The sequence below is a fragment of the Acinetobacter sp. BZX-2 genome (assembly GCF_055179795.1).
The window spans coordinates 1,621,374-1,638,666 of sequence record NZ_CM143686.1; the positions used below are offsets into that span (position 1 = coordinate 1,621,374).

A 17,293-nucleotide genomic window follows, 5' to 3' on the forward strand; every position below is an offset into this window, starting at 1 on the left:
TATTTTTCCTTTTACTTATTGGAAAGGGTTGCCCTAGTTACCTAGGGCGATGCATTTATGCAAATGCAGGGTCATTTTCGAAATCAGGATCTGCACCTGAAGCGCCCACATCTAAATCGTCAAATTCATCTTCAGATGCAACACCGCCGCCTGCGAATGCTTCACCATCTTTTAAGAATTGAACGCCACGGAGAGAGGCATTAATGCGCTTACCGTAGTTATTGTCTTGGCACCAAAGTTCAATGGATGCATTTACATAGCAGCCCGCATAAGGTCGACCATCTGCTTGAACTAATGGGGTTTTATCTCGGTCAACAACAGTCACACGGGTTTTGTTACGTGCAGAAATGTATAAATTTCCTGCGTAACCTTCATAGTCAGCTTTAGCGTCACCATCATGTAAAGCTGTACGATCTTTGGTTTCGATTTCTTTTTTGATTTGAGGCCATTTAGCGCCCCATTTGTCTTTGCCAATTTGCTCCATCGATTGCTTGATTTGAGCAATTTGAGGGTGGTTAGGTGGTAAGATGAATGAAGCTGAGAACGCTGGATCACCTTCACCATTTACGGTTTTTGCTTCGAATAAAGCAGGAAAGGCAAGGCGTACGTTTGATAATGCAATTTTCATTGTGATTGCTCCTTATTAAGCATCAAGATTGTTAAAATCATTTTCGGGATTGACGATAAGTGCAGGGCGCTTATCAGATTCAGGTACGACAGTAGGTTTACCGTCTGCACGTGTGATGAGGTTTTCAACTTTTGACCATTGGCGAACGCCGATGATCTTTTCTTTTTTGAGTTTTTCAGCTGTAGTCGGTGAGATGAGTTTTAAGTCATACATCTCATCCGTTTTAAGGCGCATAGACTTTAGTAATTGCTCAGCTTCTTCTGTATTTGACCAAGCGCGATTACCTTGTTTACCTTGGACTAGCTTGTAGCCTGTAACTTCTTCGCCTTGATGCAGTTTGTTATGCACCAATCCGCTAACCGCTTTGATCCATCCTTCAATCAATGGAATCGCACTGAAAAATTTGCTTAGGCGGTCGTTTTCAAGGTTCGTCACTTCACCTGTTGCCGTATCGATCTGTGCATTGAGATCTACTGTATCAAGATCATCAAATTCACCTGCAACGGTATTTAGGACATATTTAGCAAGCGCAGGGCATGTGGCTTTTGCTTTGCACCATTGACACTGCTTTTCACCAGGATTAAATGAGATATCAAAATCCGCAATTGCACCGCCATCTCCGCAATCAAGACCTTCTTCAAGATTACGAATAACGTCAACCTGGTATTTAGCTTCACGCCCAAACTCAAGAAGGTCTTCGACAGTGCGCACTTCTTCTGAATAATGATTTAAACGCGGTTGGTGGATCACTTGACGTACTTGTTTAAAGTCACCAAATGCACCAAAGTTATTTAAAGCACCCAATGCATAAAGTTTTAATTGTTCATTGCCTTCAGCATTAACTTTTACACCGCGACCGTATTTAAGATCGTGAACTTGAATTTCATCTTCAGTGAGAATGATTACATCGCTTGTGCCGAAAGCATTTTCAGCGCCAATGTATGATGAGAAATCTACACGCTGTTCAACAAGTAGTTCATTGCCAATGGCTTGAGAGCGAACTGCATCAAGGTAGATCTGAATGTTTTCTGACATTTCTAAATCGACAGTGAAAAAAGATGATTCCGCTGCTTCAGTTTCACGCGCCCACCATGTTGACCCTTTAGATACAACAATGATTTGATTTAAAAAGTCTGTCGCATCTTTACCTTGTTCAAGGCATTCAGATGCAAGGAAATGTGCTGCTGTGCCTTCATCTGCATGCTCAGAGCTAGAATCAGGAATGCCTTTCTCTAAGATCATGCTTCCTGCGCATTGCATCCAACGGTGTGCAGATGAAGGGCTTAATTTTGCGTGTGAGGTCATGGATTATTCCTCCACTTCTTCAAATTCACCTGAATCATTTAACTGATACCAAGTATTTGGTTTAAGATTGTTTTCGCCTATTTTTGATGCGCGAATATGGATAATTTCTCCTTTGTCATCACGGTGTGCTAAAACAATTGCACTACCTTCAGGCGCACGAGCTTTATTTTCATAACCAATGGCGATCGCAACACCATATGCGTTATCTTGTTGAATAATTTGGCTGTTTGAGAAATATCCTGTCGTTAGGCTCGCAGACCAGTTGCCAGTTGCAGAACTCGCAGACTTGTAACCAGTTGCAGAACTCGCAGAGTTGTCGCCAGTTGCAGAACTCGCAGAGTTGTAACCAGTTGCAGAACTCGCAGACCAGTTGCCAGTTGCAGAACTCGCAGACTTGTAACCAGTTGCAGAACTCGCAGAGTTGTCGCCAGTTGCAGAACTCGCAGACTTGTAACCAGTTGCAGAACTCGCAGAGTTGTCGCCAGTTGCAGAACTCGCAGACCAGTTGCCAGTTGCAGAACTCGCAGAGTTGTAACCAGTTGCAGAACTCGCAGACTTGTAACCAGTTGCAGAACTCGCAGAGTTGTCGCCAGTTGCAGAACTCGCAGAGTTGTCGCCAGTTGCAACTGCTTGCCCACGGTTTTTATCACTAAAAGCTGGGGATTCTTCGTTAATCGGCTCGCATTTTTGAGTTGTATATTCAATAGATGCCTTGACTAAAAAAGGGATATCAATTTCTGCTTTTACAGTAATAGAACGGCTTGATACTTTAGAATCGCCGCTGTCTTTACGGCTTAATTCCCCTGACTGTTCTACAGTGGCAAAACGGCTATTACTTGGACTGTAGTAATTGAATACGTCTAAAGGGTATTCGCAAGCATGGAAACCTGAACCACAAACCTCGACTTTACCTTTGTGGTGGTATGTCTTCCCGATTTCATATTGAAAGTCACGGCATTGTAGATTTGCATCAAAACCTTTGAATGAATTAATCTTTTCGTCCATTTTGCCTATTCCTTATGCAAAATACGTGGTGTATGTTTTGAAACAGATGAAAATAAGCGCAATTAAAAATGCGGTTATAAATACAAAGGTTTCATTACGTGTTAATAGCGGTGTGAATTTTGGCTTTTGCGCGAAGTCAGGTGACTTAATGCGCTTGGCACAAATTCGATCTAATTTGTTATTGCGCATTGTCAGCCTCGAATTTTTCTACTTCTGTCATTACCGTTGGGTAATCAGCTTCTTTTATTTGTGTGATGTTTTCGGCATTACACTTAGCCATAATCGCTTGGAAGGCATTGCGATCTGCTTTAGCAACTCGCATCAAAGCGGATTTAATATCTGCAAGCTCAACTTTGGTTTGTTCAGAAGTGGTTTCTGTTTGAGCTTCTTGAACCACAGTGCTTGTTTCTTCAAGTGTTTTGGCTGCACGTTTTGCTTCTGATTTCGCTTGCTCAACGATTGTTTTATCCGTTTTGGCTGTACCACGGCTATAAATGAAGTTTTCAACGGCTTGGGCTGCGTGCACAATAGCGTCTGAATCAACTACACCTGCACCGATAAGCTGAAGGCATAGTGAATGGCGGATTTCTTCGATTGATGGGTTTACTCGTGTATTCATGGTATCTATCCTAAAGTTGCGTTTAACTCAACATTTTAGATAAATTAATCGCAACTTTGAGTTGCGTCAAGTGCAACATTTAAATTTTTTGCATAAAAAAACCTGCTTTTAAAGCAGGCTGTTGAATATTAATATTATTTATTTTTAAAAATTACACATCCATTTGCATTTTTTTAACAACACCACAAAAAGTCGTACTAGGTTGGAAGGGCATTAAAGGATATTTTTCGTTTAGAGGCTTTAAATATTTACCTGATTCATCGTCAATCAGCTGCTTAAAAGTTGCTTGGTTACTATCTTGAACTGTGACAATTACGAAACTTTTATTATGTGGTTGTTCTTCAGGTTCAACGATAATTACGCAACCTTCAGGGAATTTGGTTTCCATACTATCACCGACAACCCTTAATGCATATGTATGTTTTCTTGGTTTATAAGTCGTTTCAATAAGCTCAATATTATCTAAACTGCTAAGGAAAACGTCTTCATAGTTGCCTGCTTGAACCCAAGATATTAAAGGGACTCTATAAATATCAGTTGCTTCTGAGACATTACATCCTTGAGCTTTAGCGAATAGTTCCCAAACTTCAACACCTAGTGCTTCTGCTATAGAGCTTACTTTATCAAGTTCGGGAAATTGTTTGCCCGATTCATATCTTGAAATGTTTCCTTTATCAACTCCGATTGCATTTCCCAATGTTTCCTGACTCATCTTTTTTTCTGTTCTTAATTCTTTAATTGCATTGCCAAGTTCAGTCTTCACTTTAATGCCTATTTAATTGGTAGATATGCCGTTGAGAAATTTTATTATTAATATTGCGTTAAACGCAATGAATTTCAGCACAACAAAACTTGATTGTTTGTTGCGTTTAGTGCAACATATTTTGGTTATTAAATGAAAAAGGCGAAAACAATGACACCGCTTCGTCGAATTAGAGACCTGAAAAAGTATTCATTAGCTGAAGTTGCAAACTATGTTTCTTCTGATCCTGGGAATTTATCTCGAATTGAAAAAGGTATTCAAAAACCCTCTTTAAAACTGGCTGAACAATTAGTTCATTTTTTTAATTTTGAAATCACAGAGTTAGAGCTACTTTACCCTGAACGTTACGATGTTGAGGGTGACTTTGAAGATCTAACAATTACTGAAAGTGCTAGCCTATGAAAATTGATTTCGAGACTTGGTTTAAGCAGCAGCCTTTCTATGTTTCTTTACGCATTATTCATGGTGATCGGATTTTTGACTTTGATCACTGTATAAATTCCTATCGCGTATTGCATGTGCAAATTGCTTGGACGGTTTGGGAGCATTTGCATGAAACCCTTGAAGCTGTTGAATGCAATTGTGATTGTGCGGGGTGTTAAGACGAATGAACTATTTCAAAGAGTTCGGTAAAACCTTACTCGCCAATCACTATATGCTGATTCCAATAAAGCAGGGTATGAAGCGCCCCGTAATGGATGAATGGCAAAATTTCCGTATCAATGTAACTGACCTACCTAAATATGCTAATCACGGTATTGGCGTATTAACAGGACAAGGGCCTTTTCCAATATGCGCAATTGATATCGATGTACTCGATGCTGATCTTTCTGAGAAGTTTGCAGAATGGTGTAGAGATCACCTTGGTATTTGCTGTGAACGTATTGGACGTGCGCCTAAGATTTTACTTGTCTATCGCGCTGAGGATCCAAACTGGGGTAAATCCGCTTCGGCTTGGTTTGCTTCCGCTGAAGATACAAATAAACCTTTTAAGGAAATCACAAAGCACCGGGTTGAAGTCCTTGGACGTGGACAACAATTCGTTGCCTACCATACGCACCCTGATACCAATCAACCCTATGAATGGGTTGATTTCTTTGGGGGGATTGCCGAATTTTCAGCGGATGCTTTAACTGTTTTGACTCAAGAACAAATTGCAGAAGCGATCAATGCTTTTGAACAAATGGCACTTGAGCATGGTTTTGTCCGTGTCAAAAATAGCAAGTCACGCATTGGCACAAAAACATCAAGCGAATTGGTTGATGATGATGACTACCTGAGTACGGTTACCGCAACAATTGGTTTGCAAATCGATGATGCTAAGAAATATTTAAATTACATAGACAATGAAGATTATGACACCTGGTTACGTGTGGGGATGTCTTTGCATCATGAGTTTGCTGCTAGTGATGATGCTTTGCAACTTTGGAACGATTGGAGCTCAACAGCAAGTAACTACAATGCGTTTGAAGACATTGAGTATCGTTGGGGTACCTTCGAGCAAACAGGCGAATCCATCGTTACTGCGCATTGGTTACTTAAAGTCGGACGTGAATCAAGACAGGAAAAAATTCGAGCTGAAAAGCGCAAAATCTTTGCAGATGTAAAACAAAAAATCATTGAATGTGATGATGCTCAAGTCTTAATTCAAGTTGTAGCGAAAGAAGCAGGCAAAGTTGCAGGCACAGATTTAGCTTTGCGCAATGAATTGGCAGGGTTGATTCGCCAACGATATAAACAATTGACTAAATTCACGATTAATCACCGTGAAATCAATATCGCTATGGGCGGTAAGAAAGTCCAAATTGCATTGGACGATGCTCAAAAACGCCCGATGACTGAATTTGGTAATGCTTCAAGAATGCTCGATGCTTACGGCAATGAGATTATGTTCGTTGCTGAAACTGAAAAATGGTATCGATGGAATGCTGTTTATTGGGAGCCGTGTGTGCATAAGGTCATCGAGCAATTTGCCAAGCAAACAATCCTTGCGATGGGTGATGAAGCTAAGAAAATTGATGATGATACGCAAAGAGCTGAGTTCTACCAATTCTGTGCACTGAGCCAAAAACATGGCATGGTTTCAAATATGGTTAAACTTGCACAATCAGACCCCCGTGTTTTAACGCCTTTTAATGAGTTAGATAGTGATATTAATTTATTAGGATGTGCCAATGGTGCGATTGATCTACGTACGGGGGATTTAATCAAACCATCTCAAGATCTGCTTATTACCTATAGCACTGGGGTTAATTACAATCCTAAAGCTAAATGCCCATTATTTGAAAAAACCGTACTTGATGCTTTCTTTGGTGATCAAAGCATGGCTGATTTCTTTCGTCGATTGATGGGGTATGCAGTGCTTGGACATCCTGTAGAAAACCTTTTAATTATTCCTTTCGGTGATGGCTCAAACGGTAAGTCAACAGTATTCACAACCATTTCTAAAGCTTTAGGGGATTACACCACAACAGCAGCGGCTGAAACATTTCTAGGTGGTGGCAAGGGCAATGCAGGTGGTGCGCGTGAAGACTTGGTTCGTTTGCGTGGATCTCGCTTTGTTTATGTTAGTGAGCCCGAAGAAAATCAAGAGCTCAAAGAAAGCTTGGTTAAATCCGTAACAGGTGGGGAAAAAATTACGGCTCGGGGTATCTATGGTAAGCAGTCCGTCGAGTTTGTGCCTACTTGGACGGTCGTTATGCCGACCAACCATAAGCCCATTGTCAAAGGCGATGACTATGGAATATGGCGTCGATTAATGATGTTGCCTTTTGAGCGCAATTACGACACAGATCCAAACATTATCAAAGATCCTTTCTTATCAATCAAAATGAAAAATGAACTTGAAGGGGTATTGGCTTGGCTCGTGCGCGGTGCGCTTGAATATCAAAACGAAGGAATGAAACCGCATAGCAAATCCCAAAAGGCACGTGACGATTATAAAGACGAAATGGATTTGCTCAAAGACTGGATCAATGAATGCTGTGAGCTTGGTGATTTTCGCGAGACCTCTCAAAACTTATGGGTGAGTTGGAAACAATATGCGGAATCTAAGGGCGAATTAAAGTACATCCCGACTGCAAGAAGTTTAGGGCGTCGTTTAAGTGGCAAATTTAAAACATTTAAAGGGACTGCTGGCGTAAGAAGTTACGCAGGCATCCGTGTGCGAGTATCCGTAGAATTTGCGGATGAGCAAGAAAATGCAGATTAGTTTTTGCGGTGAACACGTTGCATTTTGCGAATAGGTAATTTTTTACATGGTTAAAGTTATTTTTAAAGAAATTTAGTGGCATTAGTGGCGTTTGAGTGGCATTTTTTCAAAACTATTATTTCTTATATACATTTTAAAGTTTTGGAAAAAGTAAAAATAAACGCCACTAATGCCACTCCTACACAAAAACGGCAAAATTTAACCGCCTTGGCGGGTTGAGAAAAGTTGAGGTGACTATGGAAGCGGTACAAACAAGAAAGAATTTCCAAATTGCGATTGATTGGAAACAAAAGACACTTGAGCAATGGTTAGAGCAATACGGTGCTTGGTTACTTCAGGATAGTCATTACGAAGACCTAAGCGCACATTGCAGTTTAGGAAGCATTTTAGACATGGCACAAGGCGTGAAGATTGATCGACGCAGAAGATCATTACCTCGTTGCAATATCAACGAGCAACACGCAATGGCAGTTGAAGATATGCTTAGCCATTTGCTTGAAACAGAAAGCAAAAAGGTTAAACAATGGCTCACGGTTGTCATTAAATACTATGTCGATGCATATAGCGAAGAGGACATTGCAGAACACTATGACAAGACAATGTACGCAGTTAAACGCGACAAGCTACTCGGTACGGTGCGAATTGCGACTCGCTTTAAATTACGTAGTTTGCTGACTGATTAATAATAATATTTGACTTGTCGACAGCATTATGCAATATTTCAGGTATCGTAGACGAAGTCTATGAGAAACACACAAAATTAAGCGCGCCTATGGTGCGCTTTTTTATTTTCTAATAGGGTAGAAAACACCTTTAAATATTAGAGATAAAAATGAACTTTTTTGAATATTTTGTTATAGCAGTTGCTCCATCAGTAACCTTGGGACTCGTTATATTTTTTGCTAAGAATTGGTTTTTAGAACGTTTAAAAAATAGTATTAAACATGAATATGATTTGTCTTTAGAGAAATTCAAAGGCGAATTGAAGTTTGAAAAGGATAAAGAGCTTGAAGATTTAAAAGCCATTTTAAAAAAGCAAACCGATGTCAATTTAGAAGATTATAGATTTCAAATTGAGATTAGAAAGAAATGGCTAGATGATTTTAAAAACTTGAGTTCGAAATATTTAGATATAGTTAAAGAAAACGTAGATCTTTTCAATCAGTATGTGCTTAAAGATGAACTAGCTTTGAGTGATGCCAATGTGCAATTTGATAACTATAAAGAAACATTATATAAGCTAAATCAAATATCTGCAGATTTAAGTACTACAAGTTTTAAAATTGATTTACTAATTTCTGACGGTGAACAGTCTTGTGAAGAAATAAAAAAGTATAAAATTTTTATTGAAGACTGGTTGAGAACTGAGTTAGTGGACAATTTTGTAGAAAAGCAAGCAGTTGATTATGAGTCGGAAAAGATTTTGCGGTTAAAAAGTGAAACAGACAAATTTAAAGCCAGTGTAATTAAACTGTTAGAAATCAAATCTACAAAACTTTAATATCAAATTTGACCTCCTTCGGGAGGTTTTTTATTACCTAGAGTTTTTGCAGGAGGAAATATGTCAAAACTCACTGCAAAGCAACTTGCATTTATTGATGAATACCTAATTGACCTTAATGCTACGCAAGCTGCGATTCGCGCAAAATATTCCGTAAAAACCGCATGTTCAAAAGGGCAATATCTTACTAAGGTACTGAGCGCACAAATCAGCGAAGCACAAGCGAAACGCTCAAAGCGAACTCAAATTACCCAAGATATGGTGCTCAATGAGCTAGCAAAGATCGGTTTTAGCAACATGCTTGATTATGTGTCTGTGACCGATGGTGGCGATCTTGCTCCTGATTTTTCTGCCATTACCCGAGATCAAGCCGCTGCAATTGGTGAAGTTACCGTTGAAGAATACACAGAAGGCAGAGGCGACGATGCTCGAAACGTGAAGCGGACGAAATTCAAACTTAGCGATAAGCGCGCTGCATTGGTCGATATGGGTCGTCATTTAGGCATGTTCAAAGACAAAGTGGAATTAACTGGTGCGGGCGGTGGGCCAATCCATCAAGTCACAACAAATATACCTATGACATTAGAAGAATTGTCGAACCTCTCACCACAAGAGTTATCGCGATTAGCAATTAATGGAAAGTTATGACTTATGCCCTTGAAGAGATTGCCCCGCTAATCAAAGAATGGACTGTAAATACAAGATTGCCCGATGTTATCGCAGAAATGACACGCCGTTATTACTACAAAGCTGTTATCGAGCAAAACGAGTTAAGTATTCAGGCTGAGCTATACAAATGCCGTACTGATCCAGTGCATTGGTTTAATCATTGGATCTGGACATACGACCCACGTGGTATGTCATTTGGATTACCTGCAAACCTACCATTTGTATTACGACCAAAACAGGTCGAATTGGTTGAATGGTTACTAGAACGCGAAAGCACACAAACACATGGCTTGATTGAAAAATCTCGTGATGAAGGAATGTCTTATGTTGTTTTAGGATTTTTCTTACATCGTTGGCTATTTGTTGAAGGCTTTGCAGGTGGCGTTGGGAGTCGTAAAGAAGAATTAGTCGATAAAAGAGGTGATCCTAAAACGCTGTTTCATAAAATTCGCGATATGTTTAGCAAAATGCCGAACTGGATGAAGCCCAAAGGTTTTGTTGAGAAGGTACATGATAATTACATGCGTTTTATTAACCCTGATAATGGTGCAACCATCACAGGCGAGGCGGGTGACAATATAGGTCGTGGTGGTCGTACTACAATGTACCTTCTTGATGAATGGGCGCATGTAGAGCATCAAGAAGCTGTAGACGCTGCAATATCCCAAAATACCAACGTACATATCAAAGGATCTACCCCCAACGGTATTGGAGATCGATTCCACCAAGATCGTTTTAGCGGTCGTTATGCTGTGTTCACGATGCCTTGGCGAGCCAATCCCGATAAGAATTGGACGGTTATATATAACGGCAAAGAGATCCATCCGTGGTACGAAAAGCAGTTAGCCACCCTCGATGATGTAGTTCTTGCGCAGGAAGTCGATATTAACTACGCCGCTTCTGTTGAAGGTGTGCTTATCCCATCTACATGGGTTCAGCTTGCGATTGATTCACATATCAAACTTGGTATTCAGCCTACAGGCGATCGTATTGGCGGTCTTGATGTCGCTGATGAAGGTCGAGACAAGAACTCACTTGCAGCACGTCACGGCATTGTCATGGACTATCTTGATACGTGGTCGGGTAAAGGCGATGACATCTTTGGCACGACACAAAAAGCTATGGATACCAGTATCGAAAGATCGATTGATACGCTTTTCTACGATGCTGATGGTCTAGGTGCTGGCTGTCGTGGTGATGCACGAGTGATTAATGAAAAACAACGTGAACTTGGCTTAGCTGAGGTCGATGTTCAACCTTTCCGTGGGTCGGGTGCTGTCCATGATCCTGAAGGTCAAATGGTAGAGAGTCGTTATAACAAAGATTTCTTTGCCAATCTCAAAGCTCAATCATGGTGGTCTTTGCGTTTACGTTTTCAAGAAACATTTAGGGCACTCGATGGGCGTGAATACGATCCCGATATGATTATTTCTCTATCTAGCCAAGACATAGACGCTAAAGAGTTGGCATTACTGACCACTGAACTATCTCAACCGACCTACACCAAAAATGGTGTGGGGAAAATATTGGTAGATAAACAACCAGATGGCACAGCATCACCAAACCGCGCAGATAGCGTCATGATTTGTTTTAACCCCCAAGTCTCAAGCCTGAGTATTTGGAGCAAACTTTAATTCAGGAAAGCTTATGGGTCTTTTAAAATTTACTGCGGATAGTTTTCAAAACTTCGCGGCCCGAGTTGGCTTGGGTTCAGGAAATCAACACGATCAATCACAATATGGCTTTGACTTTGTCAGCCGAGACCGTTTGAAACTTGAAGCAATGTATCGTTCAAGTTGGGTGGTTGGACAAGTTGTCGATGTAGTTGCCGAAGACATGACACGAGAGGGATTGAATATCCGTGGGTTTGATAAACCTGAAGATGTTGAAGCAATTAATCAGTGTTTAGATCGTTTGGAAATTTGGGATAAGTTGTGTAATACGATCAAGTGGGGACGCCTATACGGTGGTTGTTTGGCTGTGATGTTGATCGATGGTCAAAATTCCTCAACCCCGCTAAATGTTAAAACTGTGGCTAAGGATTCATTCAAAGGTCTGATGGTTTTAGATCGCTGGATGGTCTTACCAAGTTTGCAAGATTTGGTGACTGAATATGGCCCTCATTATGGCAAGCCTAAATATTATGACGTGATTACTGATGCAGTTGGTTTTTGCAATCAACGTATCCACTATTCACGAATTATTCGTATTGATGGTGTTGATCTACCTTATTGGCAATCGATTTCTGAAAATCTTTGGGGGCAATCTGTCATTGAGCGCTTAATCGATCGTTTGACTATTTTTGATAGCGCAACGATGGGTGCAGGACAGTTGGTTTATAAAGCGCATTTACGCACCTACAAGGTCGATAAATTACGTGAAATCATTGCCAAAGGTGGTGCTGTATATGAAGCATTATTGAAGCAAATCAATCAAATTCGCCAATTCCAATCCAATGAGGGTATGACCCTAATGGATTCAAGCGATTCATTTGAAACACACCAATACAGCTTCACAGGTTTGGATAATATTCTTTTGCAGTTTGGTCAGCAGATTTCGGGTGCTGTGCAAATTCCTTTGGTTCGTTTGTTTGGTCAATCACCTGCAGGTCTTAACTCAACAGGGGAAAGTGATTTAAGCAACTACTATGACAATATCAATCAGCAACAAGAACGCCGTTTAAGAACACCATTACAAACACTGTTACGCGTGATTTGTCATTCTGAATTAGGTGTTGATCTTCCCAAGTCTTTTAAATTTGATTTTGCATCGTTATGGCAAATCGATGATGAGAAGAAAGCGACGATCGCAAGTACTGTAACTTCAGCTGTGATGAGTGCTGTTGAAAACGGCATTGTGACAGAACAAACAGCGCTTAAAGAATTGCGTCAATCTAGTGAAGTAACAGGTATTTGGTCAACCATTACTGATGAAGATATTGCACAAGCGAATGATCAACCGCCTGCACCTGATTCCGATCATGATTCAGATGAGCATGAAACAACGGATGCAGGAACGTGGAATGAAGAAGATCATCCACGAGATGAGGGTGGTCGCTTTGGTAGTGGTGGATCAGGCAGTAAGAATCCAAAGGGTTATCAGGTTTCGGTTAATGATTTATTTGATCAAGCCATTGCTAGAACTGGACAAACTGGAAATGAGTTCTATTCCAAAATATCAAATGTTTCTGAACAGCAGGCAGAAAAAATCCACAAAGCTACAGGGATTGATCTTGAGGATTATCACAATGGTATTGATGAAGAACATGTGCGCCACATTCTAAACGAGCATGGTGACGAATCCATAGAGGCAAAACGTGGGCAAGTTGCGATTACTAAAGAAGACTTCTTACATTTAAATGATTATTTAAATAATCCTGACAATGTGGAGTTAGGTAAACCTGATACAAAAACTGGTGCTGTACGTATAGTTAGCACTAAAAAAGTAGATGGTGTCGTTTATGTTATTCAACAAATCGGGAAAAAGAGAAAGCGATTATCTGTGATTTCAATGTGGAAAAAGAAAACCACATAGTCCAATCACAACGGTTGCCTAACTCTCAGCATCTAAATGCCTGCGTTCGCTGAACGTCCGAAACGTACCCGTCCCCATAGATTGGCTATGCGGTGTATAAATATTTTAGCCCATTTTTTAATCGGTGACTAGCATGAAATCTAATCGCCATACACCTATGCGTGCCCGAAAGGTGGAAATGAAGTACGGCAGGCAATTGCGACAGATTTCTAGCTACATTGAGTCCATCATCAAAGGCTTTGATGTGCATGATCAGCGTGTTTATCCGTCGATAGTGACTGCATTACGCCGTTATGCTGAAACATTGGATGTATGGGCGCATAGTGCCGCGGGTCGGGTACTTACTGACATTGCCTTACGTGATGAAAAAACATGGATGATCTATGCAAAGGATATGTCCAAAGGCTTGCGGGATCAGATTCGTAATACGGATATTGGTGCGACATATCAGCAATTACAATCTGAGCAAGTGAGATTAATTCGCTCACTGCCTTTAGAAGTTGCAAATAAGGTTCACGACCTGTCTACACGCGCTTTGATTGAAGGGATTCGATCTGACGAGATTGCAGGATTAATCATCGCTGCTGGTCACACTTCAAGAGCAAGAGCCAATACCATTGCACGGACAGAAGTCTCAAGGGCAAGTACGTTATTTACAGAAGTACGAGCTAAAGCGATTGGTAGTGAAGGCTATATTTGGCGTGATTCAGGCGATGGTGATGTACGGCATGATCATCATTTATTAAATGGCAGTTTTATTCGCTGGGATTCACCGCCAATTGTAGATAGAAAGCGAGGAATAAGAGCACATGCAGGCTGTATTTATAGCTGTCGTTGTTACCCTGAACCTGTAATACCTGAGGATTAAAATGAAAGATTTAAAATTTGAAAACACGATCCAATTTGGTATTTGGAAGTTCTTGGATAATGTCGATGGTTTTGTCAGACCACGGTTTGCATGCGCTCAGCCTATTCCAGTGGGTGTACGCATTGGGGAAGATTACGCTACGTTTGAAGATGTTGGTGTTTGTGGAACAAATTTACCATCGATTAGTTGTGCAGGGGCGACCAATTCGGTCACTTTATATGATGCTAGATTAATAGAGCCTGATGAAAATACGATAACTGCATCAAGGCAGATGATGTATATAAACGGGGTTTCTACTGATATTTTACCCGACTTTTTGGAATCTATACCTGTACCTCCACCAGTGTTCCCTCCACCTGAAGGCTATGAATGGACATATTCTGAAATTTTAAGAAATACATCTACTGAAGATGTGCGATTGGAGTTTGCTTATGAACCCACAAATCAGAACATGAAAAGAACAATATTGACGGGCAACCTCACAATTATTGAATTTAATAACAATAGATCTGGTGTCTGTCTTTCACGTTACCTTGAAGATCTGCAATCATGTAATTTCGGGTGGATAACTATTGAAAATATGTTGGCTTGGAGTAGCGTTTCAGCTTATGAGTCACAACTTCAAACGTGGTTTAAATTAGAGAATGTTGAAACGAATGAAACCATTGCTTTTAAAGAATGTAACGGTACAAACGAGGGCGCATTAATTGCAGCTGCATTTGAAGAATTTTTATTGCAAATCAACGCATCTATGAAACTAAGCGCTGAGCTAATGCCTGATGCATGGGCCGGTGTGAATAGATTTAATTTAGTCAATACATCAACTAACAATCTTCAATTACGTTATAGCGCAACAATCGGCAATGAAGGTGATCTAAATGTGGTAGATGGTGAAGGTGTTGTGTCAGAAGAGTTTAATCCGACTCAATTTGATAGATATAAAGAAGTTCGTTTCTGCTTAGCGCCACAACCAATACAAGTTGGAAATTATCCACCCTATGCAGCGCTCAGAACTACAGCAGCGTGGGGAACTACAATCCCTGCATTAATCGTAGTGAATGGTACTGAGTACACAGGCTCATTAGTGAATGAATTGGCTCCTATTTTACAACAGCAATATCATGTGATGACGCTATTTGATCAAATAGATCCTGCATATTCTGGTGGACCTAATGCTGTGAGAATTGGATTTGAAGGAACAGGGATTACTGAAAATCTATCCATTTATATTGAATTTTTATCGGAAATTGATGTCATCGTTGATGATAGTGGGTTGTACCCTCCAAATGAAACATTAATTGTTACTGATGGATTCAAAGCTCAATTCAATCTCGGTAAAAATGACATCAATTAACCAAACTAAAGAATATGACCACCTTCGGGTGGTTTTTTAATGCCTATTAAAAGGTGACTTATGTTTAAAAAGAAGCCTACAGAAAGTAAAACGATTGACCGTTCAAATATCTACACAACAGGTCAGATTGGACGTACACGAGAAACTACACCAGAAGGTTATTTACTTTGCCGTGATGTTCCTATCGCGAGAATCGGCAAGCTAATGTATGGAGATGGTGAAGTCCCTGTGACCGCAGACAATACGGGGCTGATCATTATTGAACGTGGTGAGGATATTTTATTTGATCCAGTCACCATCGCTAGTGCCGAAAGTAAGCCCGTTACAGACAATCACCCTGACGACTGGGTCACCCCTGACAATTGGAAAGAATTGTCCAAGGGGTCAGGACAAAATGTACATCGTGGCGATGGTGTTGATTCAGATTATTTAATGGCGGATCTATTAATCACAGACCGAGAAACGATCAAGGCTGTTGAAGAAGGAAAAGTTGAAATTTCTCTTGGGTACGATGCTGATTATATAGAGATCAGCAAAGGCAAAGGGTTACAGAGCAATATTCGGGTAAACCATATTGCATTGGTCGATAAAGGGCGATGCGGTTCTCGCTGCTCTATAGGAGATAGTTTTATGTCGAATAAGACAAAGAAACAAAAAAAACCATGGTATCAAGCCTTGCTTGGTGCAAAACGTACAATTGATGAAGCTTTGGAAGAAGCAGAAGAAACCAAGGATTCGGATGATGATTCTGAAGAAGATGATTCAGATGATGACAAAGGAAAAACCTCTGATACTGCGGTCAATCGTCAGATTCTGAAAATGCTCAAAACAATGGATTCTCGCCTTGGGGCATTGGAAAAGAAAAGCACCAAAGACAGTGATGAATCCGATGACGATAATGATACCGAAGAAACGAAAGATGATGTTCTTGATACAGAAGGGACATCTAAGCTTTCTCAAGAAGGTGTGCAAAACCATACAGGGGATTCATTGAAAGACGTTATCGCACGTGCTGAGGTTTTAGTACCTGGTATTAAATTACCGACGTTTGATAGCGCCAATAATGGACAGTCTGTTTTAAACGCTAAACGAATTGCCCTAAAACAGGCATATGCCACGGCAGATGGTCAAAAGGTGATTACACCGTTTATTGGTGATCAAACCAATTTTGATACCTTGCCTGCACATACGGTCGATGCTGCGTTTATCGGTGCATCTGAGCTGATGAAGCAACACAATAATAATGCTGGTGTCCGTCATGGTATTTCAACCAAAGATTTTGGTCGCCAAGCGCCATCAATCGCTGATATTAATGCGAAGAATCGTGCCTATTGGAACAAAGGAAAATAATCATGAGTAATGCTTTTTTATATCGCATGCCGTCAGGTATTGCGGGTGATGTATCACGTAAATCGCATTCAACCACTGAAGCACATGACACTGTGGTTGGTTTTGCAGGTTTCGGGTTATTCGGCAAATTAAATGCTGATGGTAAGTTTGCACCATTAACAGACACTGACACTGCTGCGGATGTATATGGACTTATTGTGCGTTCATATCCAACTCAATCAGCGAACAATGGTTTGGGTTCAGCTATTCCAGTAAAAGGTTTTAACGATGTCTTGCGTCGTGGCTATATGACAGTGAAATGTAACGCAGGTACCACAAAAACTGGTGGAAAGGTATTTGTGCGTGTCGCAGCAGGCACAGACTTAAAACCAATCGGTGGTATCGAAGCGGTAGCAGATGCAGCCAATACTATTGAAGTAAATGCAATCTTTATGCATGCGGCTGATGCAAGCGGCAATGTAGAAATCTCTTACAACATTTAAATCT

The 17,293-nt window shown here is 40.5% G+C and carries 17 protein-coding genes and 1 pseudogene; 13 read left to right on the top strand and 5 right to left on the bottom strand.

Annotated elements, in window-relative coordinates:
• Positions 1 to 55: 55 nt before the first annotated feature.
• The 5 genes from ACY45D_RS07540 to ACY45D_RS07560 all read right to left on the bottom strand — a co-directional run bounded on the left by ACY45D_RS07540 (position 56) and on the right by ACY45D_RS07560 (position 4,320).
• The gene (locus ACY45D_RS07540) at positions 56 to 628 is read right to left on the bottom strand and encodes a DUF2815 family protein (RefSeq protein WP_463109125.1); all 573 of its coding nucleotides are present in this window, start codon (positions 626 to 628) and stop codon (positions 56 to 58) included.
• Between the two features lie 15 nt (positions 629 to 643).
• Entirely contained in the window at positions 644 to 1,933 is a 1,290-nt protein-coding gene (locus ACY45D_RS07545; protein ID WP_463109126.1) for a DUF2800 domain-containing protein, read from the bottom strand.
• 3 nt (positions 1,934 to 1,936) lie between these two features.
• Positions 1,937 to 2,938, bottom strand: coding sequence for a DUF7666 domain-containing protein (locus ACY45D_RS07550; protein ID WP_463109127.1), 1,002 nt, complete (start codon positions 2,936 to 2,938; stop codon positions 1,937 to 1,939).
• A gap of 178 nt (positions 2,939 to 3,116) precedes the next feature.
• Entirely contained in the window at positions 3,117 to 3,557 is a 441-nt protein-coding gene (locus ACY45D_RS07555; RefSeq protein WP_463109128.1) for a hypothetical protein, read from the bottom strand.
• 151 nt (positions 3,558 to 3,708) lie between these two features.
• Positions 3,709 to 4,320 (bottom strand): LexA family protein, encoded by a 612-nt coding sequence (locus ACY45D_RS07560; RefSeq protein WP_463109129.1) that lies wholly within the window; start codon positions 4,318 to 4,320, stop codon positions 3,709 to 3,711.
• A 132-nt stretch (positions 4,321 to 4,452) separates the two neighbouring features.
• Here ACY45D_RS07560 and ACY45D_RS07565 point away from each other — a divergent pair, with 132 nt between their 5' ends.
• The 13 genes and pseudogenes from ACY45D_RS07565 to ACY45D_RS07625 all read left to right on the top strand — a co-directional run bounded on the left by ACY45D_RS07565 (position 4,453) and on the right by ACY45D_RS07625 (position 17,289).
• Positions 4,453 to 4,722, top strand: coding sequence for a helix-turn-helix domain-containing protein (locus tag ACY45D_RS07565; RefSeq protein ID WP_463109130.1), 270 nt, complete (start codon positions 4,453 to 4,455; stop codon positions 4,720 to 4,722).
• A complete protein-coding gene (locus ACY45D_RS07570; protein WP_463109131.1) occupies positions 4,719 to 4,922 on the top strand; it encodes a hypothetical protein in 204 nt (67 codons plus the stop codon). Before ACY45D_RS07565 ends, ACY45D_RS07570 begins: the two co-directional genes overlap by 4 nt.
• 5 nt (positions 4,923 to 4,927) lie before the next feature.
• Positions 4,928 to 7,531 carry a phage/plasmid primase, P4 family gene (locus ACY45D_RS07575; protein WP_463109132.1) on the top strand — a complete coding sequence of 868 codons (2,604 nt, stop codon included), beginning with the start codon at positions 4,928 to 4,930 and terminating at the stop codon, positions 7,529 to 7,531.
• A 236-nt stretch (positions 7,532 to 7,767) separates the two neighbouring features.
• Complete coding sequence (locus tag ACY45D_RS07580) at positions 7,768 to 8,214, top strand: antiterminator Q family protein (RefSeq protein WP_463109133.1); 447 nt, start codon at positions 7,768 to 7,770, stop codon at positions 8,212 to 8,214.
• 149 nt (positions 8,215 to 8,363) lie between these two features.
• Positions 8,364 to 9,032, top strand: a complete 669-nt coding sequence (locus ACY45D_RS07585; RefSeq protein ID WP_463109134.1) for a hypothetical protein — start codon at positions 8,364 to 8,366, stop codon at positions 9,030 to 9,032.
• A 60-nt stretch (positions 9,033 to 9,092) separates the two neighbouring features.
• Entirely contained in the window at positions 9,093 to 9,680 is a 588-nt protein-coding gene (locus ACY45D_RS07590; RefSeq protein WP_463109135.1) for a terminase small subunit, read from the top strand.
• The gene (locus ACY45D_RS07595; protein ID WP_463109136.1) at positions 9,677 to 11,335 is read left to right on the top strand and encodes a terminase; all 1,659 of its coding nucleotides are present in this window, start codon (positions 9,677 to 9,679) and stop codon (positions 11,333 to 11,335) included. The genes ACY45D_RS07590 and ACY45D_RS07595 overlap by 4 nt, the downstream gene beginning before the upstream one ends.
• Before the next feature lie 13 nt (positions 11,336 to 11,348).
• Positions 11,349 to 12,734 (top strand): annotated as a pseudogene (locus ACY45D_RS07600) (DUF1073 domain-containing protein); the annotation flags it as partial.
• 141 nt (positions 12,735 to 12,875) lie between these two features.
• Positions 12,876 to 13,235, top strand: a complete 360-nt coding sequence (locus tag ACY45D_RS07605; protein WP_463109454.1) for a PBECR3 domain-containing polyvalent protein — start codon at positions 12,876 to 12,878, stop codon at positions 13,233 to 13,235.
• 178 nt (positions 13,236 to 13,413) lie between these two features.
• Positions 13,414 to 14,103, top strand: a complete 690-nt coding sequence (locus ACY45D_RS07610) for a phage head morphogenesis protein (protein WP_463109455.1) — start codon at positions 13,414 to 13,416, stop codon at positions 14,101 to 14,103.
• A 1-nt stretch (position 14,104) separates the two neighbouring features.
• On the top strand, positions 14,105 to 15,457 hold the full coding sequence (locus tag ACY45D_RS07615) for a hypothetical protein (protein WP_463109137.1): 1,353 nt from the start codon (positions 14,105 to 14,107) through the stop codon (positions 15,455 to 15,457).
• A gap of 60 nt (positions 15,458 to 15,517) precedes the next feature.
• Positions 15,518 to 16,807: a DUF2213 domain-containing protein gene (locus ACY45D_RS07620; protein WP_463109138.1), complete on the top strand. Its 1,290-nt coding sequence runs from the start codon at positions 15,518 to 15,520 to the stop codon at positions 16,805 to 16,807.
• A gap of 2 nt (positions 16,808 to 16,809) precedes the next feature.
• On the top strand, positions 16,810 to 17,289 hold the full coding sequence (locus ACY45D_RS07625) for a structural cement protein Gp24 (protein ID WP_463109139.1): 480 nt from the start codon (positions 16,810 to 16,812) through the stop codon (positions 17,287 to 17,289).
• Positions 17,290 to 17,293 lie beyond the last annotated feature (4 nt).

Coding starts and splice junctions, on each gene's coding strand:
- ACY45D_RS07540 (WP_463109125.1), bottom strand. CDS start 628: ATGAAAATTGCATTATCAAACGTACGCCTTGCCTTTCCTGCTTTATTC.
- ACY45D_RS07545 (WP_463109126.1), bottom strand. CDS start 1,933: ATGACCTCACACGCAAAATTAAGCCCTTCATCTGCACACCGTTGGATG.
- ACY45D_RS07550 (WP_463109127.1), bottom strand. CDS start 2,938: ATGGACGAAAAGATTAATTCATTCAAAGGTTTTGATGCAAATCTACAA.
- ACY45D_RS07555 (WP_463109128.1), bottom strand. CDS start 3,557: ATGAATACACGAGTAAACCCATCAATCGAAGAAATCCGCCATTCACTA.
- ACY45D_RS07565 (WP_463109130.1), top strand. CDS start 4,453: ATGAAAAAGGCGAAAACAATGACACCGCTTCGTCGAATTAGAGACCTG.
- ACY45D_RS07570 (WP_463109131.1), top strand. CDS start 4,719: ATGAAAATTGATTTCGAGACTTGGTTTAAGCAGCAGCCTTTCTATGTT.
- ACY45D_RS07575 (WP_463109132.1), top strand. CDS start 4,928: ATGAACTATTTCAAAGAGTTCGGTAAAACCTTACTCGCCAATCACTAT.
- ACY45D_RS07580 (WP_463109133.1), top strand. CDS start 7,768: ATGGAAGCGGTACAAACAAGAAAGAATTTCCAAATTGCGATTGATTGG.
- ACY45D_RS07585 (WP_463109134.1), top strand. CDS start 8,364: ATGAACTTTTTTGAATATTTTGTTATAGCAGTTGCTCCATCAGTAACC.
- ACY45D_RS07590 (WP_463109135.1), top strand. CDS start 9,093: ATGTCAAAACTCACTGCAAAGCAACTTGCATTTATTGATGAATACCTA.
- ACY45D_RS07595 (WP_463109136.1), top strand. CDS start 9,677: ATGACTTATGCCCTTGAAGAGATTGCCCCGCTAATCAAAGAATGGACT.
- ACY45D_RS07610 (WP_463109455.1), top strand. CDS start 13,414: ATGAAGTACGGCAGGCAATTGCGACAGATTTCTAGCTACATTGAGTCC.
- ACY45D_RS07615 (WP_463109137.1), top strand. CDS start 14,105: ATGAAAGATTTAAAATTTGAAAACACGATCCAATTTGGTATTTGGAAG.
- ACY45D_RS07620 (WP_463109138.1), top strand. CDS start 15,518: ATGTTTAAAAAGAAGCCTACAGAAAGTAAAACGATTGACCGTTCAAAT.
- ACY45D_RS07625 (WP_463109139.1), top strand. CDS start 16,810: ATGAGTAATGCTTTTTTATATCGCATGCCGTCAGGTATTGCGGGTGAT.